13 protein-coding genes are annotated in these 26,269 nt (G+C 34.2%); 12 read left to right on the plus strand and 1 reads right to left on the minus strand.

Annotation, left to right across the window (positions count from 1 at the left end; genetic code table 11):
• The 5 genes from R2Q59_RS03850 to R2Q59_RS03870 are packed head-to-tail and all read left to right on the plus strand — an operon-like array spanning position 1 to position 9,372.
• On the plus strand, positions 1 to 1,020 hold the full coding sequence (locus R2Q59_RS03850; RefSeq protein ID WP_316783809.1) for a virulence RhuM family protein: 1,020 nt from the start codon (positions 1 to 3) through the stop codon (positions 1,018 to 1,020).
• Complete coding sequence (locus tag R2Q59_RS03855; protein ID WP_316783810.1) at positions 1,007 to 2,311, plus strand: restriction endonuclease subunit S; 1,305 nt, start codon at positions 1,007 to 1,009, stop codon at positions 2,309 to 2,311. The genes R2Q59_RS03850 and R2Q59_RS03855 overlap by 14 nt, the downstream gene beginning before the upstream one ends.
• Before the next feature lie 5 nt (positions 2,312 to 2,316).
• Positions 2,317 to 4,143 carry a DUF262 domain-containing protein gene (locus tag R2Q59_RS03860; protein ID WP_316783814.1) on the plus strand — a complete coding sequence of 609 codons (1,827 nt, stop codon included), beginning with the start codon at positions 2,317 to 2,319 and terminating at the stop codon, positions 4,141 to 4,143.
• The gene (locus tag R2Q59_RS03865) at positions 4,140 to 6,332 is read left to right on the plus strand and encodes a DUF262 domain-containing protein (protein ID WP_316783816.1); all 2,193 of its coding nucleotides are present in this window, start codon (positions 4,140 to 4,142) and stop codon (positions 6,330 to 6,332) included. Before R2Q59_RS03860 ends, R2Q59_RS03865 begins: the two co-directional genes overlap by 4 nt.
• 10 nt (positions 6,333 to 6,342) lie before the next feature.
• Positions 6,343 to 9,372 carry a type I restriction endonuclease subunit R gene (locus R2Q59_RS03870; RefSeq protein WP_316783818.1) on the plus strand — a complete coding sequence of 1,010 codons (3,030 nt, stop codon included), beginning with the start codon at positions 6,343 to 6,345 and terminating at the stop codon, positions 9,370 to 9,372.
• A gap of 657 nt (positions 9,373 to 10,029) precedes the next feature.
• Here the strand turns inward: R2Q59_RS03870 and R2Q59_RS03875 are convergent.
• Positions 10,030 to 10,575 carry a hypothetical protein gene (locus R2Q59_RS03875; protein ID WP_316783819.1) on the minus strand — a complete coding sequence of 182 codons (546 nt, stop codon included), beginning with the start codon at positions 10,573 to 10,575 and terminating at the stop codon, positions 10,030 to 10,032.
• Between the two features lie 212 nt (positions 10,576 to 10,787).
• Between R2Q59_RS03875 and R2Q59_RS03880 the strand changes: the two genes are divergently transcribed.
• The 7 genes from R2Q59_RS03880 to R2Q59_RS03910 all read left to right on the plus strand — a co-directional run bounded on the left by R2Q59_RS03880 (position 10,788) and on the right by R2Q59_RS03910 (position 26,265).
• The gene (locus R2Q59_RS03880; RefSeq protein ID WP_316783822.1) at positions 10,788 to 12,386 is read left to right on the plus strand and encodes a hypothetical protein; all 1,599 of its coding nucleotides are present in this window, start codon (positions 10,788 to 10,790) and stop codon (positions 12,384 to 12,386) included.
• A 501-nt stretch (positions 12,387 to 12,887) separates the two neighbouring features.
• Positions 12,888 to 16,946 carry a two-component regulator propeller domain-containing protein gene (locus R2Q59_RS03885; protein ID WP_316783824.1) on the plus strand — a complete coding sequence of 1,353 codons (4,059 nt, stop codon included), beginning with the start codon at positions 12,888 to 12,890 and terminating at the stop codon, positions 16,944 to 16,946.
• A 63-nt stretch (positions 16,947 to 17,009) separates the two neighbouring features.
• Positions 17,010 to 18,179 (plus strand): glycoside hydrolase family 88 protein, encoded by a 1,170-nt coding sequence (locus tag R2Q59_RS03890; RefSeq protein WP_316783825.1) that lies wholly within the window; start codon positions 17,010 to 17,012, stop codon positions 18,177 to 18,179.
• 2 nt (positions 18,180 to 18,181) lie between these two features.
• The gene (locus R2Q59_RS03895; RefSeq protein WP_316783827.1) at positions 18,182 to 19,435 is read left to right on the plus strand and encodes a DUF2264 domain-containing protein; all 1,254 of its coding nucleotides are present in this window, start codon (positions 18,182 to 18,184) and stop codon (positions 19,433 to 19,435) included.
• Entirely contained in the window at positions 19,436 to 20,743 is a 1,308-nt protein-coding gene (locus tag R2Q59_RS03900; protein WP_316783828.1) for a BNR repeat-containing protein, read from the plus strand.
• Positions 20,744 to 21,618: 875 nt separating this feature from the next.
• On the plus strand, positions 21,619 to 22,755 hold the full coding sequence (locus R2Q59_RS03905; RefSeq protein WP_316783829.1) for a glycoside hydrolase family 43 protein: 1,137 nt from the start codon (positions 21,619 to 21,621) through the stop codon (positions 22,753 to 22,755).
• Positions 22,756 to 23,199: 444 nt separating this feature from the next.
• Positions 23,200 to 26,265, plus strand: a complete 3,066-nt coding sequence (locus R2Q59_RS03910) for a SusC/RagA family TonB-linked outer membrane protein (protein ID WP_316783831.1) — start codon at positions 23,200 to 23,202, stop codon at positions 26,263 to 26,265.
• The last annotated feature ends 4 nt before the right edge of the window (positions 26,266 to 26,269 follow it).

Consider the following 26,269-nt stretch of genomic DNA (forward strand, 5'->3'; position numbering starts at 1 on the left):
ATGAATTCAGAATTAATTTTATACCAATCTGATGATGGGCAAACCAAAATACAAACCCGTTTAGAGGATGAAACCGTTTGGCTTACTCAAGCACAAATGGCAGAATTGTTTGGCAAGGGTAGAACTACTATCACTGAGCACATTAATAATGTTTTTAAAGAAGGGGAATTAGATAAAGAAGTGGTATGTCGGAAATTCCGACATACCACTCTACATGGTGCAATTGCAGAAAAAACCCAAGAAGTTGAAACAACTTATTATAACCTCGATGTGATTATCTCTGTTGGCTATCGGGTAAAAAGCTTGCAGGGAACCAAGTTTAGGCAATGGGCAACAGCCAGGCTACGGGAATATTTGGTGAAGGGTTTTACTATGAACGATGAACTGCTGAAACAAGCAGGTGGTGGCGATTACTTTGACGAGTTATTAGCTCGTATTAGAGACATTCGTTCGTCTGAAAAAGTATTTTGGCGCAAAGTATTAGATGTTTATGCAACCAGCATAGATTACGATCCAAATACCGAAACCTCGCAAACCTTTTTTAAGACCATACAAAACAAAATGCATTGGGCTGCACACGGACAAACCGCTGCAGAAGTAGTGTATAGCCGTATAGATGCCGCAAAACCTTTTCTAGGCTTAACCAATTTTAAAGGTTTGCAACCAACTCAACAAGAAATTGCTGTAGCCAAAAATTATTTAAACGAGCAAGAATTAAATGTGCTTAACCGCATGGTAACGGCTTATTTAGAGGTAGCAGAATTACAAGCCTTAAACCGCAAACCTATGCACATGCAAGATTGGCTGCAACGTGTTGACGACTTTTTGAAAATGACGGGTAATGATATTTTAACACACTCCGGAACTGTTAGCCACGAACAAGCTTTGTCTAAAGCTAAACAACACTATAATAGTTATAAGGAAAGCTTAAAAAACGAACTCTCTAAAGTAGAACAAGACTTTGTGCAACATTTAGAACAAACCACTAAACAGCTTAAAAATAAGAATGATGGAAATTAAGCTAGCAAAATATAATGTATATAAGGATTCTGGTGTGAAATGGTTGGGAAAGATTCCTGAGAGTTGGGAAGCACTTTCTAATAAATTTATATTCAAACTAAAGAAAATTCAAGTTGGCAAAAAATCTAGTGACTATGATTTACTCTCTTTAACCTTAAATGGTGTTATAAAAAGAGATATGGAAAACCCGCAAGGTAAATTTCCAGCTGAATTTGATACTTATCAGGAAGTGAAAAAGGGTGATTTTATTTTTTGCTTATTCGATGTAGAAGAAACTCCAAGGACAGTTGGGCTTTCGAGTTTCGATGGGATGATAACTGGAGCATATACAATTATGCAACCGCAGGATGATTTTGACAGAATTTTTCTATACTATTTCTATTTGAATTTGGATTCTACAAAACGGATGAAGCCACTTTATACTGGGTTAAGGAATACAATTTCTAAAGAAAATTTCTTTTCATTTAAAACATTTATACCTCCATTAGAAGAACAAACCGAAATTGCCAAATTTTTGGATGATAAAACAGCCAAAATAGACCATGCCATTTCTATTAAACAAAAACAAATTGATTTATTAAAAGAACGCAGGCAAATTTTAATACATAAAGCGGTTACGCAAGGTATTAACTCAAATGTAAAATTAAAAGATAGCGGGGTAGAATGGATTGGAGAAATACCTGAACATTGGGAGGTTAAGAGACTAGCGTCATTTGGTAAATTTTCGAAAGGTGGTGGTTTTTCAAAAGCTGATTTAACTGAAGATGGAGTTTCTGCTATTTTATATGGAGATATTTATACAAAGTACGATATTGAAATAACCAAAGGAGTAAGGTTTATTTCAAATGAAACTGCAAAAAAATCGATATCAATTAAAAAAGGAGATATTCTATTTACGGGTTCTGGTGAAACAATGGAGGATATCGGTAAATGTGTGGTTTTTTCTAGTGATGAAAAAACTGTTGCAGGTGGTGATGTTATCATTTTTGAGCAATTTGGAAACAACAATCTATTTTTAAGTTATGTGTTAAACACTGAGGGTGCAAAATATGAGAAAGCTAGATATTCCAAAGGTGAAATTATTGTGCACACTTATGGGTCAAAATTAAGGAATATTTATATCCCAATACCACCATTGGTAGAGCAGGAAAAAATTGCAGAATATGTGGATAATGCAATGAATAAAATTGCAACTGCCATTTCCTTAAAAGAGAAAGAAATTGAGAAGTTAAAGGAATATAAGGCAAGTTTAATAAATAGTGTGGTAACGGGTAAGGTGAGGGTGAGTTAAGGATTATGGAAACGAAAGATAAAACAGGAAAACTATTATACACAATAAGCGAAATATTTAATGATAATGGTTATTTATCAGAAAAAAACAAAGAATATTTTAATATTCCCCACTACCAAAGAGGTTATAAGTGGGAACCAAATAATGTGAATAAATTATTAACAGATATTGATAATTTTATTGCTGGAGATGGTAAATTTTATTGTTTGCAAAACATAACTATTGTTGCTAATAATAATGTGTTTAACGTTATTGATGGGCAACAACGCTTAACAACGCTCACAATAATACTATCCTATTTGGGCGAAAAGTTATTGGTTAATAAAAAAGTTAGGTTTCCACAAAATTCCATCAGAAAATATTCAAATCAATTTCTAAATGAGATAGTAACAAGAAAGGATCTAGAATTTCCAGCTGTAACTTGGGAAGATTATGTTGAAAAATTTCCTGAATATGATTTACAGGATATTGGACACATGTTCAATGTGTATCGTGCAATAGAAGGATGGTTCGAAGCTAAAAATAAAGAAAACCAAATATTTGCAATTGATAAATTCTTGAATAAACTTTTACATGATGTAAAAATAATTGTGAATGAAGTAGATGGTCAAACAAGTGAAGAAAAAGTTTTTGGGAATTTAAACTCCAAACGGATTCCTCTTGATGGCTCTGATTTAATAAGGGCAATTTTAATTACAAGGGTAGCCAGAGAAGAAGCAAGAAAAGAAACTGATTTAAAAAATATCATTTATGTAAATGAAAGGAGAGTTAAGCTTGGTTGGGAACTTGACCAAATTAACAATTGGTGGGGTTCTGAAAATATAAAGGGATATTTCTCAAAGTTTGTTAGCGTAAAATCTGAACTAATAGGTGGAGATAAAAAACTTTTTAATGAAGAACATTATCCAATTAATTATTTGTATCTCTTATATGCAGAGACTAAAGGTAAAAATAAACTTACGCTTGATCTTATTGAGCAACATACCAACAGTGCAATTGCATTATATAAAGAGATTTTAAAATTACATTATACTTTACAAGATTGGTATAGCAACAAGGAGATCTATCATTATTTAGGTTTTCTTTTCAATGTTAGGGGGAAGAATAAAGCAAATTTTAGAGAGATATGGATTAATTGGCAAACGGTTGCAAGCAGAGATGAATTTATTGAATACTTAAAAAGTAGTATGAAAAAATGCTTTTTGGGGAATGACGAAGAATTAATTGACTTTAAGGACCATAATACCAATTGGTATGAGGATAAAGAAAATGAATTGGTGATGAGTTTGGTTTTGATGGATGTCATTCAGAGTATAAAAGAAAATCAACCAAACCTGCCGTTTAATTTCTTTCACAAAGACAAAAATGATATTGAACACATCTTTCCAAAAAAACCAAAAGAGCTCAAAAACAAAAAAGCATATATTGACTTTCTAAACAAGTTTGAAAAGGATCAAACAAAGCATTTTAACCTAAAAAATTATGATAAGCTAATTCAAAGTGAGAAGTATCAATTACAATTAGAAAATCATATAGATAGAACCATTGCTGAATATAAAATAAATGCTATTGGAAATTTGGTGTTATTGTACAATAGTTTAAACAGAAGTATAAGTAACTCAATTTATTCAGAAAAAAGATCCAGGATAATTGAATATTATAGTTTAGGTCACTTTATACAACCTCACACATTTAAGGTTTTCACAAGAGATTTTAATGATCCAAATCAAAAAAATAGGGATTTCGAATATTGGGTAAATGACGACATATTGAGAAATGGTGTTTATATAGATTCTGAAATTAATAAATTCTTTACACCCAAATCAAAATGAGCGAAAATAAACTTTTAAAGGAAGTTTCTGTTAAACAGATTCTTGAAACTTACAATTTAATAGTACCAGAGATACAACGTGAATATGTTTGGGGCCAAAATCAATACGGCGTGTTTCATACATTTTTAGATGATATTCAAGAAGGGTTAACTAATGTAGCAGATGAAACTGACGAAGAAAGAACTTTGAAAGATGCTATTTTAAATCCAGCAATCGATGAACAAACAAAAAAGGCACTTAGAGAAATATTAGATAAATTAGTTAAACCTATTGCTGCAATGAATATCGGCTTTCTTTATTCATATAAGCCTGGATATTATATAGGAAATGATAGAGAAGAAGATCTTTATTTAATCGATGGCCAGCAAAGGTTCACCACATTAGTTTTAATATTATTTTATTTTGCAATTAAAGAAGATAAAAAGGCTGACTTTATTTCTTTATTCAAGTTTGATGCTGCCAAAGAAAAAATAGCATTTGATTATAGAGTAAGATCAATTACGCATCAATTTTTTATTGAATTGATAGAGAAATGTACTACAATTAATGATTTATTAGAGATTAGAAATAAGAATTGGTTTTTATCTAGTTATGCTAATGATACAACTGTAAAATCTATTGCTGGGATCAATGAAAATACAGGTGTTTTTTATTTGCTTCATAATTTTTTTCAAAACGACATTTCAAAGTACTATGATTTTGTGAAAACTGGGATTAAGTTTTGGCATTTTAAAGCTGAAGAAACCACTCAGGGAGAAGAATTATACATCACTATGAATTCTAGAGGGCAACAACTTGCTGATAATGAAAATATAAGAGCAAAATTATTTGATGATGAATTAATCAAAAACAACTCTTTGTTCTGGAGCGAAAAATGGGAACAATGGCAAGATTTTTTCTGGAAAAATAGAGATAAAACGAGACCGAACAGCTCTGCTGATGATGGATTTAATGAATTCTTAAGGTGGGTACAGTTGCTTAAAATGTATGAAAACAATAATCAACAAGTCCCAATTACTGATGATTTAAGAAACAAATTTGAAAAAGCTTTACAATGGGGTACAGAAACAAAACTCGAAAGTGAATATTTTTCTTTAATAGATATAGACCAAGCTTTCGAAAGTTTAAAATATTTATATGGAACTTTTGAAAGTGATAATATAAATCTAAAAAATATATATCCTAAAAGCTTTATAGGTGGTTTAATTCCTAAAAAATGGATTGCTAATGAAGGAAGAGTATTAGGATTAATTGACCTCTTCCAATTGCTGCCTGTTTTGGCTTATATCAAAAAACATATTGTAACTGATAAGGAAATAAAAAACATCACACTCTATCGATTAATAAGATGTTTGAGGTTCTTAAGTAGAGATGTAACAATTGGTAAAGCAGTTAGGCAACAAGTTGCTAATGCATTGTTTTTTACTGATGAGTTAGCTTTTAATATGGATTTGGTTGATTTAGCCAATAACCAAAAGATTTCAACCACGATTCTGAACGAAGAGTTGAATATGAAACTTTCTCTGTTAAATTCTTCCTCAGAAAGAGAAAGACTAGAAGATTTATTTTGGTATGCAGAAGAACTCTTAGAGGCCGAGATACTTCACTTAATAACTTTAACAATTGAGCATAAAGGAGTATTTAATATTGAATATTTTGAAAAGGTTGTTTTATGTTACCAAGAATTGTTAGATAACGAGGATGCTGTAACATTTAATTTAATGCATACAGATTTTTATAACGATCAATATGATAGAATATATTGCGACAAAGATTGGTACAAAAAAAGTGCTTTAATGAACCTATTAGTTAATAGGATAGAAAACAACCAGATAAATTTTAATGATTTTTTAGTACAGCAACAGAAGATTTTTATTGCGGGTTATGAAACAGAACAAGAAATTATTGAAGAAGATTCTGCCGGCAATCAATTATTTATCTATTATATCTTAGCCACAAATGATATTTATAGTGTTAAAATAGGTTGGAATTACAATTATTTTAATTTTGGAAAATGGCCTGGATATTCAGGCTTTCATACAATTTTTAAAAATGGGATTATCTATCAGGGTTATGATTCTGCTTTTAGAGAAAATCAATTTAAAATTTTAGGTACACATTCATTAAAAGACAAATTAGCTGTAAAAAAACTTTTAGCTTGGGCAACCGAGCCTTTAACCACTGATTAAATATTAACTTATGCCCTCACAAACTAACGAACAAGCGCTAGAAGCATCCATCGAAAAAAGATTAGCTGGCACAAATCTAGAAGAACTCAAAACAATGAGTGAGCCTAAAGAATTGTACAGAACTGGCAATGGTTATTACATTGGGCAGGCTTCAGATTTCAACCCAAAGTTTGCAATAGATGAAAATCGTTTTTGGCATTTTTTAGAAACTACCCAAAAAGAAGAGTTAGCCAAATTGCAAAAACAAAGCGATTGGAAACTCAAGATATTAGAACGCTTAGATAGGTTAATTAAAAAGTATGGTGTTTTACGTTTGCTGCGTAAAGGTTTAGAAGTAGATGATGCACATTTTACGCTGTTTTATGTATTGCCATTGGCAAGTAGCAGCAAAATCATTAAAGACAATTTCGAGAGTAACGAGTTTAGTGTAACAAGGCAAATCCGTTATTCGCTAACTAACACCAAAGAAGAGATTGACATGGTACTTTTTGTAAATGGTCTCCCATTCTCTACCATGGAATTAAAAAACCATTGGACAGGGCAAAATGCTAAAGTACATGGGCAAAATCAGTATAAATTTAAAAGAGATATTACACAGCCATTGTTAAACTTCGGTAGGTGTGTGGTGCATTTTGTGGTTGATACAGATGAAGTTTACATGACTACGAAATTAGATGGAGCGAATACCTTCTTTTTGCCATTTAATTTAGGTAATAACTTCGGCAAGGGTAATCCGCCAAATCCCTTTGGACATAAAACATCTTATTTATGGGATGAGGTTTTAACGAGACAAAGTGTGGCTAATATTTTACAACACTTTGTTCGTTTTGATGGCAAAGAAACCGACCCATTAAATAAAAAAACTTTGTTCTTTCCTCGTTACCACCAAATGAAAGTGGTAAGAGATATTTTGGCAGATGCTAGTAAAAAAGGCGTGGGGCAAACTTATCTCATTCAGCATTCGGCAGGTTCTGGTAAATCCAATTCCATTACTTGGGTAGCATACCAATTGATAGAAGCTTATCCAGAAATAGAAGGATTGCCTGGTGGTAAAGGTATTTCTAATCCGCTATTTGATTCAGTAATTGTAGTTACTGATAGACGATTGTTAGATAAACAACTAAGGGAAAACATTAAAGAATTTTCTGAAGTTAAAAACATAGTTGCACCTGCTTATTCATCAAAAGAATTGAAAGAAAGCTTGGAGCAAGGTAAAAAGATCATTATTACTACCATTCAAAAATTTCCTTTTATTGTAAAAGGTATTGCAGATTTAAGCGATAAACGTTTTGCAGTCATTATTGATGAAGCACATAGCAGTCAAAGTGGTTCGGCGGCAGATAACATGAACCAAGCGATGGGCAATAATAAAGAAGAAGAATATGAAGATGTGCAAGATAAGATTTTAGAAGAAGTAATGCGTTCTCGTAAAATGAGAGGCAATGCTTCATACCTAGCTTTTACGGCAACACCAAAAAATAATACGTTAGAAAAGTTCGGTGTAAAACAAGAAGATGGAAATTTTAAACCTTTGCATCTTTATTCGATGAAACAAGCTATAGAGGAAGGTTTTATTTTAGATGTTTTAGCTAATTACACCACTTACAAAAGCTATTACGAAATTGAGAAATCAATAGAAGATAACCCCTTATTTGACACCGCAAAAGCACAAAAAAAATTAAAGGCTTATGTAGAGCGACATCAGCAAACCGTAGAGGTAAAGGCAGAGATAATGCTAGAGCACTTTGTAAGCAATATAGTGAACAAAAAGAAGCTGAAAGGTAAAGCTAAGTCCATGGTGGTTACTCAAAGTATCGAATCTGCCATTCGTTATTACCAAGCATTGAAAAAATTGTTAGCTACAAAGGGTAATCCTTTCAAGATAGCCATTGCTTTCTCAGGTAAGAAAACTGTCGATGGCATAGAGTATTCGGAAGATGGCCTAAATGGCTTCTCTGAAAAAGATACTAGAGATAAATTTGACGAGGAAGAATATAAAATATTGGTTGTAGCCAATAAATATTTAACTGGTTTTGATCAGCCTAAGTTAACAGCAATGTATGTTGATAAGAAGCTACAGGGTGTTTTAGCTGTTCAAGCATTATCCAGGTTAAATAGAGCTGCGGATAAATTAGGAAAGAAAACAGAAGATTTGTTTGTGCTGGATTTCTTTAATTCTGTAGATGAAATTAAGGACGCATTTGATCCATTTTATACTGCTACAACTTTAAGTAAAGCGACGGACATTAATGTTTTACACGAAATAAAAGGCAATCTAGATGAAGTTGGTGTTTATGAATGGCTTGAGGTTGAGGATTTTGTAGAGAAATATTTTAAAGGAGTAAATGCTGAGTTGCTAAGTCCAATTATTGATTTTGCTGCAGAACGTTTCAACAATGCGTTGGAATTAGAAGAAGATGCAAAAGCTGACTTCAAAATTAAAGCAAAACAGTTCGTGAAAATTTATGGCCAAATGGCCGCTATCCTTCCTTATGAAGTTATTAAATGGGAAAAGCTATTTTGGTTTTTGAAATTCTTGATACCAAAGTTGATTATTCTTGATCCCGACAGAGATGCATATGATGAGCTGCTAAACTCTGTCGATTTATCAACTTATGGTTTAGAAAGAGTGAAGTTGAATCAATCAATAGGCTTGGATGAAAGCACAACAGAGTTAGACCCGCAAAATCCTAACCCTCGTGGTGCGCATACAAAAGATGAAGAAAGCGATCCTCTAGATTTAATCATTCAAAGCTTCAATGAAAAATGGTATCAAGGTTGGGATGCAACACCAGAAGATCAGCGGATTAAGTTCGTAAATTTAAGTAAGAATATCATGGCACACCCAGACTTCGAAATGAAGGTTAAAGATAATATGGATACGCAAAACCAAGATTTGGCACTAAGAAAGATTTTAGATGATGTGATGGCTCAACAACGAAAAAACGAATTAGACTTATATCGTTTGTATGCCAAAGATGATGCCTTTCATCAAGCATTTTTTGACACGATGAAGAGGATGGTTAATGTGGGGAGGTAATGGAAGACTTAATTATTAAAGAGTTTTTAGAAAAGGAGAAAGTTAGAGTACTTAGTTTGTACTCAGCTAGTAAACATAAAATCAGTTTTCTTTCAAATAAGGGTTTATGGGAATGGTTTGAAGATAAATTAATAGCACAAAATTTTTGTTGCTATTATTGTGGTACATCAATTTTCGAAATCAACAAGCTAATTGATACAGATATTTAAAAAACTAGGGCAGTTAGAGGTGAAGGTCGTCGGGGACCAGTTCTGGAAATAGATAAGAATGATGACACTTATGTAAAAGATAATTGTGTTTTATCTTGTTACTATTGCAACAATGACAAAAGTTATACATGTAGTAAGGATGATTACAAAACTTTTTTTGGAGCTAATAGAAGGAAATACTTTAAATCTCTGTTGCAAAACATAAAATAGTATTGATTTGTCGTATTCGTTCAATGTCTATTTTTTATGGTCTAGCTAACTATTCATTGCCTAAATCTCCCTTTGAAGAAAGATTATATAGCGCTTAAAGCTTGTAATCGTAACATTCCCAACCAGTGTTCATCAAAGCATATATGGAAGATTTATTAGGTGCAATCATTGTAAGTATGTTAGAGGTTTTATTCGCCTCTTTTACCAAACCTAAGCACTAATACGATTTTCAAATGGTCTAATTGGCAAATGGGTCTGGTTTTTCAGCAGCTTTTGCCAAATCTTTTAGGTAAAGAAATGCCTTGCTGAGTCTTTCATACATTAATTTATCACTTTGTTTATAATAAACAGTGATATAATCGCTTCGCTGCTTGTTTGAGCTGTTCGTACTGCTATTATTTGAAATAATGAGTGGATTTTTATCGTTAAAATAAATATAAAAGGACCCCACATCGGTTGTAGTTTTGGTTGAATCAATCACAATTCTGGAAATTTTTGAGGGATTGAAAAAACTTTGAACCTTAAAAGAAGAATACGATTCCCTGTCCTGAATAATCATGTTGTTGAAATAAACTACATGGTTTAACCTGTTCGAGTCAGTTTGGAAATCATTAGTGGTTAAAGTTGTTTTGCCGTAAACGCCTTCATTCTTCCATCTTAAAGCTTCTGCTTCATTCAATTTTTCATTAATGTAATTTATGGTTTCTTGTCTTGTTAACTTTTGTGCGAAAACAGTTGATACAAAGATGGTTAGTGATGCAAGGAGGATTAATTTAATTTTCATAATTAAAACTATTGCATTTATATAATTTTCGCAATACCTAAAATGTGGTATATTAAATATGTTTTATGAATTATTGACTATTTCTTTAGTTTAGGCGCTAAAATGTTCATAATCTTTACATTAGGTGCTATAATTACCTAAAATTAGGTATAGGTACTGTTTGGTTATTCTATTATTTTTACACCATACCTTAACCATCTCAAAGCCATCCCATGAAATCGAATTTCAACCAATTCTGGATAAGTTTACTTATCTGCTCTTGTTTTGCAACAAGTGTTCAAGCTCAAAAAATTACTGTCAAAAAAATAAAGGAACTAAATAAAGCTTCTACCCCTCCAACTCCCCAAGAAGCAGGAGGAATTGCAATGAAAAAGAACCTAAGCACAGCGGGCTTTAGGTATATGGAATATGTGAGAGAGGAAGTAAAGCGATTAGAAGAATATGACGAACTACAAGAGAGAAGAGATTCATTAGAGTTATTGTTGAAAAACACAAAAATTACTACTAATATAATTACCGCTAGAAATTATGATGAATTCATTTCTGCAAAGTTTAGAGGTTTAAGTGGAACAGAGATTAAGAACGGAAAATTTGTCGGTTCTTCTGCAGCAGTAGATGAAAAAAGTGTAACCTTAAATTTCTCTATTAAACCATCTAAAGACAGGGAGTTTTATATTCAGCCCACCATTTCAGGTAAATCAGACAATGGGTTGGTAGATTTGTTTTCTGAAGGGAAACGGAATAAAACCATAACTTATGGACTTAATTTCACCCAATTAATCGCTAAAAATAGCTCTAAGTACTGGAAAATAGATAAATATAAGTTACACAATGACATTAGGGATAAACATAGCAAATTTGATATGTTTAAAGAGCCAGCAGAAAAACTCTATCTATCAACAAGAGTTGCTGAATTGAAGAAACTATATGATGGCAAGCTTACCAGACCGATGTTAGATCAATATGCAGGAGATGTGATTGTTGGTAACAATCTGATAATGACAGAAACACTTGCAGTTTATAAAAAGGCTGCTGATACTTTAATAGGTGCAGGATTATTGCCAAAGAGTTTTTTAAGCCTAAAGATTGCTGACCAGGCTAGTATGATAGAGACCTTAAATATAGAGGATCGTATAAATGCTATTGTTCTTGCTAATCATTTAGATAAAATGGATAAACTGCAATTGAATGCTCCTTTTAATTCCAGTACCATAAAGTACGTAAGCGGAGGAATTAAACATAATAAAGAAGAACGAAAAATATTCGACCCAACATCAACTACGCTTACCAGAGACTATTTAGAACGATACCCATCAGCGAATTTTGCTCTAACCCTAATGAGGACTACCAAGAATGGAAATAGAATTTATTTTTCGCCAACCATAAATTATAGTAACCCTAAGGATTTTGTTAAGGACGATGAAATTACTACCCAAGTAGAGGCTCCTAAAGTTATTGGATCTACAACAGTACAAAACATTACGGCTGTTACTTTTTACGAAAAAGTTCCATCATATTTAAACACCATTTATTTTGATGTTCCTTTTGTTTATTACAATGTAAAAAAACACATGGGTTTTGAGGTAGGCTTTAAAGGGGGTTGGGATGATCCTGATGATGACTTGGTTTCGGTAAGATTGGGACTGCTTATACCAATTAATCCCGATAGTGATAGCCAATTAATGATTGAACCCCTAATTCGATTTAAGGAGCTGAACAACAAGGTTACTAAGCTATGGAAGAATAACTTTGTTTTTGGTGTAAATGTCAGTTTAGCTTTTCCTAAAAACTTTTTTAATAAGGATAAATAATAGCTGTGAATTTGCAAATCAGGATTACTATGCCTGTAGCTAAAAAGTCAGCTATATGTGGCTCCCAAGGGCATAAGGTTGTTTATGAGTTTTTATAGGTGGAAAGATTAAGATATGGGTAATGCCAATACTAATAAAGCACAGATATCTCGTCGCTGCGCTCTGTCGAAATGACGGTTAGCAAAGGAGGCTGCGCTATGAAACCAGAGAATGGCAATGACTATGTGATTTAAGATGGATTTGATTCATAAATTCCTCCGAAGTCGGAATGACGAGCTGGGCGGAAAAAGATTTGATTTATGGATTCCTCTCCGATATAAAATCGGAACAGGCCGAAGTTGGATGTGAAATAGCCAAATGATAATTAGAAAAATATATTCAAATCATATCTTTTAACTGCTTGATAAACAATAGTCTATTTCCTTAATTTAAAAATGTCTTTGTAACGTTTATTAATTGCCTATCTTTAGGGAAACCAAATAGCAGTACCTAATTTATTCAATGGCAAAAATCTACTCTCTTAAGTCGATTATAGGGTTTGTTTATCTTTTTTTTACGCTCATTAACTGTTCAGCGCAATTAAATGGTAAGTCTATTAAGCATTTGGGTGTTGAAGATGGTCTTTCCAATAACGTTGTAAATTCACTTTACCAAGATCGGTTTGGTTTCATGTGGATGGGTACTTATGATGGATTAAATCGTTATGACGGTTACAGCTTTAAGATATTCAGGAACAAATGGGGAGATGAAAATTCCTTAATCAATAACCACATTACTGCACTTAACGGTGATGATGTAAATAGGATATGGATTGGCACCCAAAAGGGTGTTTCTTTTTTTGATTATGCCAATTCTAAAATCCATCCGGTTTTTTATATTGATAAAGGCCGAAACGTAAAAATTACAGCGCCAATTACTTCCATTGCTGTTGCTAAAAATGGTACTACCTATATTGCAACAGACGAAAAGGGTTTGTTTGTTATTCAGAAAGGGTCAAACATCGCCCAGCGAATTCCTGTTTCAAATCATGTTAATTATACAGCACGAGGACTGGCCATAGATGAACAAAATAACCTTTGGGTGTTTGTAAAGGATGTGGGATTATGCACTTACCATGTAGCTTTAGGTAAAATTGGCTTAACCAAATCACCTATCCATTCGGTTACTTCAATTATCAACTACACTAAGGATGAGCTGTTCATTGGTACAGAAAAGGGGCTGTTTTCTTACCATAAAGCTACTGGAAAATTAGAACGCATTCCCGCTCAACTGAGCGATAATAACATCATGAGCTTAAGCATTGATTTGCAAAAGAAATTATGGATTGCTACAGATGGCGGTGGTATTACCATTATTGATTTGGCCACAAAAAAATCAAGCTTTTTGAATGCCTCCAAAGAAAAAGGGATGCTGAGTAGCAATTCCATAGGCGCTGTTTATGAAGATAGGGAGGCTAGAAAATGGATTGCCACCTTAAGGGGCGGTGTTAACATTATAGACAATGTACAGGCGCAGTTTAGAACCATTAAAAAAGACCCTTTTCGGGAAAATACTTTAGTAAACAATTTTATATTGTCGTTTTGCGAAGATGAAAATAAAAACATCTGGATTGGTACAGATGGCGGAGGATTAAGCTTATGGAACCCTATCACAAACCGTTATACCAACTTTGTGCATCATCAAAATGATCCAACTTCCTTATCTAGTAATTTTATAACCAGTATTTTAAATGATAAGCAGCAAAACATTTGGGTAACTACCTTTAATGGTGGTATAGATCGTTTTAATAAACAGACCAATAGCTTTAAACATTACACCTGTTTTAATACGGTAAAAAAAATAGAAGAAATTAATGTTTGGAAGATATTTCAAGATAAAAGTAACAGGCTCTGGGCAGGTACAACAAAGGGTGGGGCATTATATCTGTATAATAGTAGCCTAGATAAGTTCGAGCTTTTTGATGCAAGGCTGAAAGACATCCATACACTTTATCAAGACGCACAAGGCATCCTTTGGGGAGGAAACTATACCCATCTTATACAGATAGATCCTATTCGTAAAAAACACCAATATATTCCTGTGGGCATTGCCATAAGAGCCATTTACGAAGATAGCTACAAGCAATTGTGGATTGGGACTGAAGGTGGTGGTCTGCTGAAGTTGGATAGGAATACCAAAAAGCTGAAACGTTACATTCAGGCTGATGGCTTACCGAGTAATTCTGTCCTTAATATTTTAGAAGACAACAAGGGAAATTTATGGTGTAGTACTTATAATGGACTCTCTAGGTTCAATATCAAAACTGCCAAGTTTAAAAACTATTATGCTACAGATGGTTTACAAAGTAATCAGTTTAATTACAATGCCGCTTTAAGGTTAAGCAATGGCGAATTGTTATTTGGTGGGATAAATGGGTTTAACAAGTTTTTTCCAGATAGCATTAAAATCAATAAACGAATACCAAAAATTGTAATTACAGATTTTAGGGTAAACAATATTCCTATTGATGAAGATCCTGCATACCAAGACGAGATTTCTGTGGTAGGGCTAGATAAAATTTCCATGCCCTTTAATGCTGCGGTTATATCAGTTAACTTTTCGGCCATCGAATTTTCTTTCCAAGATCAAATCAAGTATGCCTATTACCTAGAAGGATGGGATAGGGATTGGAATTATATTGATAAACTAAACTTTGCTTATTATTCTCGTTTAAATGAGGGTACTTATAAGCTACACTTAAAAAGCACGGATACTGAAGGTGCTTGGGCAGCAAATGAAAAAATCATCATCATTAAAGTTTTGCCGCCTTGGTACCGTACATGGTGGGCTTATTCATTGTATTTAGCATTGATGATTTCATTATATGCCGTATTTGTTAAATACAGAAGAAGGCAATACCGTTTAAAACATGAGGTTGAGCTAGCCAACTTAAACAGGGAAAGAGAGAAGGAACTGAATGAGAAAAAATTGAACTTTTTTACCAATATCTCTCATGAACTCAGAACACCCCTTACTTTAATTGTAAACCCAATAAAGGATATTTTAAGCACAAAGGAAAACGGTCAAGAGAAAAACGACTTAAATGTGGTTTATAGAAATTCGAGGCGCTTGTTGAGTTTGGTTGATCAATTGTTGCTTTTTAGGAAAACAGAAAACGAAAATGAGGCTTTAAAATTGGTTAAAATCAACCTTTTTAAGTTTGCCCATGAGATATTTGTATGTTTCAATTACTTGGCCAATAACAATAACATTAGTTATAAATTTGAGTGTGAAGATGAGCAAATCTACATTTACGCAGACCGCGATAAGTTAGAAATCATCCTTTTTAACTTGCTTTCTAATGCCTTAAAATTTACGCCCAAAGGTGGTAAAGTAGTGTTAAATATTGCTTTAGTTAATGAAATGATACAAATTAGGGTAGCTGACACTGGTCCTGGTATACCTATAGAAGTTGGCGATAAGCTGTTTGATAAATTTTACAAGGTCATCAACAACAGTTCAATTAAGGTTGGTTTTGGTATCGGGCTTTATCTGGTTAAAAATTTTGTAGAACTACACCAAGGGAAAATCTCTTACACTTCTACACTTGGAGAAGGAACAACGTTTTTTATTGCCTTACCAAAAGGTGATATCGTTGAAGAACAGTTAATTATTTTAGAGGATAAGGAAGAGCTTAATTACGTTAACGAACTTATCACAGAAGAAGATGAATTAGGTGATGAACAAATCCCTAACCTTGAGTTACTCATTTCAGATTTGCATGCTATTTTGGTGGTAGATGATAATGAGCAAATTATAGATTATATCCATCAAATATTTCATCAGAAGTTTAAAGTTTACAAAGCCAATAACGGTTTGGAGGGTTTAGCAGCTGCTAGAGAACACTTGCCAGATATTATTATTTCTGATGTGAACATGGATGGCCTAGATGGGATTGAGTTATGCAGGGAAATAAAAGCAGACCCCACAATGAGCCATATCCCTGTGATTTTGTTAACTGCAGACCCAAGTCCAGAGTTGCGGTTGCAAGGCATAGAGGTTGGCGCTTATGATTTTATCAGTAAACCTTTTGACAAGGAATTATTTACTGCAAAAATTAATGGGGTCATCAAAAATAGAAGCAACTTACAGTCGTACTTTTATAATGAGGTAACTTTAAAGTCAGAGCGCAATAAAATCTCTCAAGAAGATAAAAGCTTTATTCAAAAAACCATCACCATTATAGAAGATAACTTGATGGAGACCAACTTTAACGTCAAAATATTGGCATCTCAGTTAAGCATGAGTCATTCTAACCTTTATAAAAGAATAAAGGCAACCTCGGGCTTGTCTATTAATAGTTTTGTGCGTTTCATTAGGTTGCGTAAAGCGGCCGAGCTATTGATCAATACCGGTTTAAATATCAATGAGGTAGCTTTTAGGGTAGGGATTAATGATATCAAATATTTTAGGGTTCAATTTCAAAATCAATTTAAGCTTACCCCTTCGGCATTTATTAAAAAACACCGTAAAATTTTCCATAAACAGTATAGCATTAACACTAATTTGGCTGATAAGTAACATTTAGGTTAAATAATCCCCCTTAAATTATCATTAACACCCCCAACAAAAACAATAAATTTAATGTACTTAGATTTACCAAATCATAAATCGAATACTCGTTCTAGAATGAAAAAATACAATTGGCTTATCGCATTGTTACTGGTCAGCAAAATTGCTGCCGCACAAACACTTCCTTCTACACAAGAAGTAATTGCCACTATAAATAAAGCAAATACTTATTGGCAAACTAATAACAAACCCGAAGTGAGGGCATTTTGGGATCATGCCGCTTATCATACTGGTAACATGGAGGCTTACGAAATTACCAAAAACGAAGCGTACAAAACTTATTCAGAAACTTGGGCCAACCATAACAAATGGATGGGTGCAAAAAGCACAGATAAAAGCAAGTGGAAATATAAGTATGGCGAAACTGATGAATTTGTACTGTTTGGAGATTGGCAAATCTGCTTTCAAACTTATATAGACCTGTATAACCTTAACCCAGAACCGCACAAAATTGCTCGTGCCAAAGAGGTCATGGAGTATGAGATGTCTACAACAGCAAACGATTATTGGTGGTGGGCAGATGGTTTGTACATGGTAATGCCTGTAATGACAAAATTGTATAAGCTAACGGGCAATCAGCAATATGCTGATAAACTTTACGAGTATTTCATGTATGCCAATAGTATCATGTACGATAAAAAAGAGAAACTTTATTACCGAGATGCGAAGTATGTTTATCCAAAACATAAAAGTGCAAATGGCAAAAAAGATTTTTGGGCTAGGGGCGATGGATGGGTTTTCGCAGGATTGGCAAAGGTTTTAAAAGATTTGCCTAAAAATGATCCACACCGTGATGAGTATTTAACCAAGTACAAAAACATGGCGAAGGCAATTGTGAAATGTCAACAGGCTGAGGGTTATTGGACAAGAAGTTTATTAGATCCACAACATGCGCCAGGACCTGAAACTAGCGGCACAGCTTTTTTTACTTACGGCTTGTTATGGGGCATTAATAATGGTTTGCTTAAAGAAAGTAAGTATCTTCCGGCAGCAAAAAAAGCATATAATTACCTAACTAAAACTGCATTGCAGGAAAGCGGAAAAGTGGGTTATGTACAACCAATTGGAGAAAAGGCAATTCCAGGACAAGTTGTAGATGCTAATTCTACTGCTAATTTTGGGGTAGGTGCATTTTTATTAGCCAATTGCGAAATGTATAGGTTTTTAACGAACAAAAAATAGACATGGAATCATCATTAAAAAATATTGTTATAGTCTTTTTAATCCTTTTTTTAGGGGTAGGAAAGGTAGCTGCACAAAAGAAGAGTAAAAATGTAAAAGCTGTTCCATTAACTGATAGACAAGTTTGGTTACAGGAAATGGATAAAATGGTAAGGCCTGTCATTTACAGTTTAGCAAAAGACAGTTTACGTATTGTAATGCCAAAGGAGGTTTCAATTCGTTCAGATAACAAAGAAAGTAGGATTAAAGTACAATATGTTGAAATTTTGGGTAGGGTTTTGAGTGGAATAGCGCCTTGGTTGCAATTAGAGGGTGGTTCGGAAGCTGAAATCGCCCTGCGCAAACAATATCGTGAATGGGTAATTAAAGGCATTAAGAACTCGTTAGATTCTAATGCAAAAGATTTCATGAACTATGATATTGCTGGGCAACAATTAGTTGATGCTTCTTTTGTGGCACTTGCTTTTATCCGTGCACCTTGGCTTTGGGAAAATTTAGACAAAAAGAACCAAAACCTGATGATGAAATCCATTGCCACTACAAGGAAATTTAAACCAGGCTTTTCAAATTGGTTGCTTTTTTCTGCAGTTAACGAAGCTTTTATGGCAAAGTTTGGTTATGAGTGGGATGTGATGCGAGTAGATTACGCCTTACAACAAATGGAACAATGGTATGTTGGCGATGGCATGTATAAAGATGGTAGTACTTATGCTTTCGATTATTACAACAGTTTTGTAATTCATCCATATTTAGGCACATTGGTGGATATTATTGGCAAAAAAACAAATGCTTATAATGCAATGTTCGAGAAGGTTAAAAAACGTAATGAGCGTTATGCCGTTATCCAAGAACGATTAATTAATTCAGATGGAACTTATCCAGCTACTGGTAGGTCAATTATTTATAAGGGCGGCGCATTTCATCACTTAGCAGACATGGCTTTTAAAAAATTATTACCAAAACAGTTAGCTCCAGCGCAAGTGCGTTGTGCCTTAACTGCAGTGATAAAAAAGACATTAGAAAGCCCAACAACTTATAAAAATGGATGGTTATCGATTGGTTTATATGGTGATCAGCCTAATATTGCCGATTCTTACAATAACCAAGGCAGTCCTTATCTCTGTACCAGCATCTTTTTACCCTTAGGTTTGCCAGAAACTGATGCTTTTTGGGCAAATCCACCTGTTAAGTGGAGTGCTCAAAAAATATGGAGCGGAGAAGATTTTCCAAATGACCACAGTGTAGATTTAAGATAGATGTATAAAATTTTCTGTATTTGTTTGTTGTTTGTTGGGTTTAGCTTTTCTGTTAAAAGTCAAGAAAATACTTCATTGAGTACCATTGCCGAAAATGGCTGGGCAAATAATTCCGTTAACACGGTTATTTTTAGGAAAAATGCCTTAACAACCTTTAAAAATAACCAATATGTCGCTTATTATGATGTAGATCAGTTTGTGGTTTTAGCAAAGCGGAAGCTCAATGCGCAAACATGGGAAGTTGTTAAAACGCAATACAAAGGTGATGCAACTGATGCCCATAAATCTATTAGTATCATGGTTGATGGAAGCGGTTATTTACACATTGGATGGGGGCAGCACAACAATAACCTCAACTATGCAAAATCTATAAAACCAGAAAGCCTTTTATTAGGTCAAAAACTGGCTATGCTTGGTTTAAAGGAAAATAAAGTGAGTTATCCGGAGTTTTATAAGCTGGCTAATGGCAATTTACTTTTCTTTTATAGAGATGGTGGTTCTGGAAATGGGAATTTGATGATCAATCAGTATGATTTAAAAACAAAGGCTTGGACAAGAATTCAGGATAATTTAATTGATGGGCAGGGTAAAAGAAATGCCTACATACAAACCGCGATTGATGCTAAAGGAACTATCCATTTATCATGGGTTTGGCGGGAAAGCCCTGATGTGGCCAGTAACCATGATTTATGTTATGCAAAATCTACCGATGGTGGGTTGACTTGGGAAAAATCAGATGGTACAAAATATCAATTGCCCATTAATGCAACAAATGCAGAATATGCTTTAAAAATTCCACAAAACAGCGAGTTGATAAATCAGACTTCTATGTTTGCTGATGAAAATGGAAATCCATTTATTGCAACTTATTGGAGAGATGCTGGTGAAACGGTACCACAATATCACATTGTTTATAAAACTGGTAAGAATTGGGGAGTAAACAAGTTAAACTTTAGAAAAACACCTTTTAGCTTGAGTGGTGGTGGCACTAAAAAAATCCCGATATCAAGACCGCAATTAATCAGTTGGTCGGAGAAAAATACAATTTCTTGTGCGTTAATTTTTAGAGACATTGAAAGAGGGAATAAGGTTTCAATCGCCATTGGCAATGACATTACAAAAAGCGATTGGGAATGTAAAGATCTTTCTGAGATGAGTGTAGGTGAGTGGGAACCTACTTTTGATACAGAATTATGGCTCACAAAAAAAAGATTAGATTTATTTGTTCAAAAAGTAGAACAGGTTGATGGAGAGGGAAAGGCAAATGCAAAACCTACTAAAGTTCAAGTGCTTACTTGGAAGAGGTAGGTTTTTTTGTTAATTAGTTTTGTCAGTCTGAGCGTAGTCGAAGACCCTTTCATTTATTTTCATTTGGGGCAACGACTACGACGGAATAGAAAAGAGAATTCGTCTTTACGAGAATCGATCTTTAATCAATCGATATCCTTTATTCCCACGCTCGGGCTTGCCTCGGTTAGCCACCGAATGGCTCTTTCTTTTGTCTTGATACAAAAGAAACAAAAAATCAAGGCTGTAAATGCCTAGTCGGATAAGTACGTCAATTGTTTCCGAGCCGCAAGCTGAGTCGTTCGACTGAAAAAGTCTCACTTCTCCACCTTGCTGATTTACTGCTAGAGAGAAATCATTGCATTAAACAATTAACTACTTCTCCTTTCTATTGCTTCCGATAGCTATCGGAATAAGGCCAGTCTTCGTACTTCGGAAAGGGATTTGGGGTTTTGAAGGGTTGCGATTTTCCTAGCACACTTAGTTTGTCATTCCTGACTTCCATCCCGTGGTCTGTGGCACACAGAACGCAATTGTCTAAAATGTTTGATAGGTCAACAAGCATTGCTTCTTTATGCCCTTTACAACATCGTTAATATTTGCAAGAACCTTATTTCTCTAAACCTTATTGAAGCGATATCCTTTTATTTGCGCAGCTTATAAAAGATTCCTGCCTGCGGCAGGCAGGAAGCGGAAAGAAGGACTACCGATAATAGTAGCAGGAACTTTCTTTTCAAATCTTTTAAAATGTTATTTTGGTGAAAATTAGCATAGGATATTGTTAAAATCCGCTAACTAATTAGCAAAATATTCTAAAAAACACCATCCATTATTCCTATTTTTATAATTGATAAATGTTAATTTAACGTTTAATAAGACCAATATAAACTTAGCTCATGAAACACCTATTTTACAAGCCTTTAATTTTCTGTTTGATGGTGATTGCATTGCTTTTTGGCAATACAGTTAACAGTGTTGCACAGCAAACTAAACTAACATCATTTACACCTGGTAAAATCTGGAATGATGATAAAGGTGTTCATATTAATGCACATGGTGGAGGAATGCTGGTAGATAAAGGCATTTATTATTGGTTTGGAGAGCATAAAGTAGCGGGCGGCATTGGCAATACGGCTCAAGTGGGTGTTCATTGTTATTCATCAAAAGATTTATACAACTGGAAAGATGAGGGCATTTCTCTAGCTGTTAGCGATGATCCACAAAGTGATATTGTAAAGGGAAGTGTAATAGAAAGGCCTAAGGTTGTTTATAATAAAAAGACAAAAAAATATGTAATGTGGTTTCATCTGGAACTTAAAGGCAAAGGTTATGCAGCTGCAAGAGCTGGTGTAGCTATTGCTGATAAAGTAACTGGTCCTTATGTTTTTGTAAAAAGTTATAGGCCAAATGCTGGTCAAATGCCCATTTATTTACCAAACACCCCAGAAAGTGAAAAGCTGAATTGTGCAACGCCTGCAAATAAAAGCGATGGTTTCTTTTGTCGCGATTTACCTGGTGGTCAAATGGCTCGTGACATGACTGTTTTTGTTGATGACGATGGAAAAGCTTATCATATTTTTTCTTCTGAAGAGAATTTTACCTTACACATGGCCGAGTTGACTTCCGATTATTTAGGACATACGGGCAAATTCACAAGGATTTATATTGGCGAGCAAACTGAAGCACCAGCTTTATTTAAGAAAAATGGTATTTATTACATGATTGGTTCTGGCTGTACTGGGTGGGCACCAAATCCTGCTCGTTGGTTTACAGCGAAATCTTTATGGGGTCCATGGACATTCATGGGGAATCCTTGCATTGGCGCAGGGGCAGAAACAACTTTTGGTGGACAAAGCACTTATGTTTTGCCAGCACCAAACAAAAAAGGAGAGTTCATTTTCATAGCTGATATTTGGAGACCTAAAAATGCCATAGACGGTAGGTATTTATGGCTGCCAATCTTGTTTGAAAACGACAAACTTAAAATAACTTATATGGACCAATGGGACCTGAGTGTTTTTAAATCAAAGTAAATAAGCTAATCCTTTTCTTGATATAATGGTACACCGGTTCGTGATTATTGCTCGAGCTAAATATGCTGTTTGCCCTTATTAAGCTTATGCCAAAATCATTTTTAATGAGTTGATAATGAATTGCCTTATGGTTGGCTTTTTCGATAAAAAATTAAATGAGCCACAAATACTCAATTAATTCTCAAAATTGGCTTATTGACTGTTTTTTGCAATAAAATAACAATTTCACCCCTATTTTATACCGTATTATCCCTCACTAATTTGCTGATTTTAATGGTTATTTGTTTAAACCAAATTTAAAATCAAATGATGAACAACTTAAAAAGAAGTGATTATCGGGGAGATCCAAGAGTCCGAAAATTAAATGACAAGAGAATTTAGCAAATAATGTTTAATTGTCTATCTAACCAAAAAATCGAATTTAAAACTAACCAAATATTAACTATGCAAAAACGTGTACTACTGATACTTTCAGTTGTGTTATTGCTGCTCTTAAAGTTTAATGCTGCTCAGGCTACAATAGCTTATGGCAATTTAAACTTAGCATTGCAAACCGATACACTGGGGTCGAAATCTTCCATATTAGTTGTCGATGAAAATCAACATTACCTAGTAGGGATAAAATTAATCAACTTAAAAACTAAAGCAACAGCAATTACAGATCAAAATGGTGTTGCCATAATTGATTTCACTTCTAGTGATAGGATTGAGGTTTATGCAGGCAATACATTGTTGCTTACTACAGAAGTTTCTAAAGGGAAGCACAACTCCATCACAGTAAGTGGTAAAAATCCTGCGATAGCAGCACTTAAACCTATTCGGTTATTGTATGATCAAACTGTAAATCCAAAATTAACCACCACCTCAACAGATGCCGTTTATACTGCAGATTTAACAAAGGCAACGGTTACTTCTGTAAAGTCTGCAATTACCGGACGATTGGCAGGTGCTTATGTAGAACAGAACTCAGGGAGATTAGGGTCTGAATCAAGAACGGATGGACTATATGCCTTATTATCTTCAGGTAGCTTAGGTTCAGATGCCGTTCAATTGTCATTAAGAGGCCAATCACCAACGGTTATTATTGATGGAGTTCCTAGACCAATGACTATTTTCAATCTGGAAGAAATCGAATCCATCACTGTGCTAAAAGATGCAGTTTCTACTGCGATGTTAGGTGGTAAAGGTGCAAATGGTGTTATATTAATTACCACAAAAAGAGGAGCAAAAGGTAAACAGACAATTTCTTTTACTGCGCAAACTGCTTTTCAAAAGTCCTTAAAAACACCTAATGCATTAAATGCATTTCAATATGCATCGTTATACAATGAGGCTAGGGTAAACGATGGCTTAACGCCAGTTTACACCAATGCTGATTTGCAAGCTTATCAAACAGGGAGTGACCCAATCGGGCATCCTGATGTAAATTGGGAAGATGTGGTAACTAAACCTCAATCACGTTTTAATCATTATACTTTAAACGTTTCTGGTGGTAATGATTTTGGTAAATATTTTGTCGCAGTAGAACATGTTGACCAAACAGGCCTTTTTAGGTCTTCAGATGCAAATACTTATGAAACAGATAATACTTTCAAAAACTTTACGGTTCGTTCTAATGTAGATTTACAAATCAACAAAAAACTATCTGCAGGCATTAATTTGATGGGTAGATTGATCAATATGAATGATCCAGGTTTTGGTTCGGGATCTATATTAAATCAAATTTATGCAACTCCAGCTAATGCTTATCCAATTTACAATCCTAATGGCAGTTATGCCACAACGTCAAATTACCAGAACAATATTTATGCACAAGCAGTAAGTTCTGGATACATTGGAACTTACAAACGTGATGTATTAGCCGATTTGTTTTTGAAACGTACTTTTAATGAGATAACAGAAGGTTTATGGTTAAGAGTTAAAGCTTCAATTTATGCCACGTTAGCAGAAAATACCATAAGAACGAAGAGTTTTGCAACTTTTGCTTTTAACCCAACAACAAGTGCATATACGCAATATGGTACTAATGGCACACAAAGTAATAATACAGCGGTTACACAACAAGGTCGTTCAGACTACGAAGAATTGGCACTTGGTTATGATCGTAATTTTGGTAAACATGGTGTTAGTGCATTATTATTAGCTAACAACGACAATGCTTATAGTGGTTCTGATTTACCTTATACTTTAAGAGGTATATCGGGTAAGGCATCTTATAATTTCGATCAGAAATATGTAGTTGATTTGGCTTTTGGTTATAATGGATCAAATTATTATCCGCCAGCCGGCGATTTTAAATACGGATTTTTTCCAGCGATGGGCTTAGCCTGGAACATGGAAAAAGAGAATTTCTTGAAAGATGTAAAATGGTTAAATGGTTTAAAACTATTTGGAACTTTTGGCAAAACAGGCAATGATAACCCAGGTTATTTTGTTTACATCCAAAGATATTTTGATGGAACATCGGCTTATTTCGGAGCAACTGCTGGTGCACAAACCAGTATTTTCGAACAACCTTTAGCAAATCCAAACATCACTTGGGAGAAAGCCAATAAATTAAATATTGGTTTACAAGGAACACTTTTCAATAATAAAATTGGTTTCTCTGTAGAACGTTACAGCGATAAATATTACGATTTGTTAATGCGAAGAGGAAAAAATTCAGCATTAATTGGTCAAAATTATCCAATAGAGAATATCGGGCAGAGCAGATATACTGGATGGGATTTTAAATTAAACTATCAACAAACCATCAACAAATTTAGCTACTTTATTGGAGCAACTGGCGGTTTGCAAAAATCTGAAGTGCTTTATCAAGATGAGGTTATACAACCTTATACTTGGATGAAAAGTACTGGACAAGCGGTTGGTCAGCGTTTTGGTTATATCGATCAAGGTTTATTTCAAAGTCAGGCAGAAATTAATGCAAGTGCTAAAGTAGAGGGTTATACTGCCCAACCAGGGGATATAAAGTATAAAGATTTAAATGGCGATGGAATTATTAATCAATTAGATCAAACCGTAATTGGGAATACTAAGCCATTGCTTTATTATGGATTTAACCTAGGCTTCAACTTTAAAGGGTTTGATTTTAGCGCACTGATACAAGGGGCTATGAATCGTACAGTTTATTTAAGTGGAAATACCGAATGGGCATTTCAGAATAATGGTTTTGGACAGGCTTGGGAGCAAAACTTAGGGCGTTGGACTCCCCAAACTGCTGGAATGGCTACACAGCCAAGGGTTGGTGTTGGGGCAAATATTAATAATTATGCCACATCAACTTATTGGCAGCACTCAGGCAACTATGTTCGCCTCAAAAACTTAGAACTTGGTTATACAATTCCAGAATCAATAACCAAGAGAATAGGATTACAAAGCCTAAGAGTTTTCACAAATGCGACTAACCTTTTCACTATTTCGGCTTATGATAGGGTAGACCCAGAGGTTTATGGTTCAAGCTATCCAATTCAAAAATTGATCAACATGGGTGTTAATGTTAAATTTTAATTGA

The sequence above is a fragment of the Pedobacter frigiditerrae genome, from assembly GCF_032678705.1.
Lineage (GTDB): Bacteria > Bacteroidota > Bacteroidia > Sphingobacteriales > Sphingobacteriaceae > Pedobacter > Pedobacter frigiditerrae_A.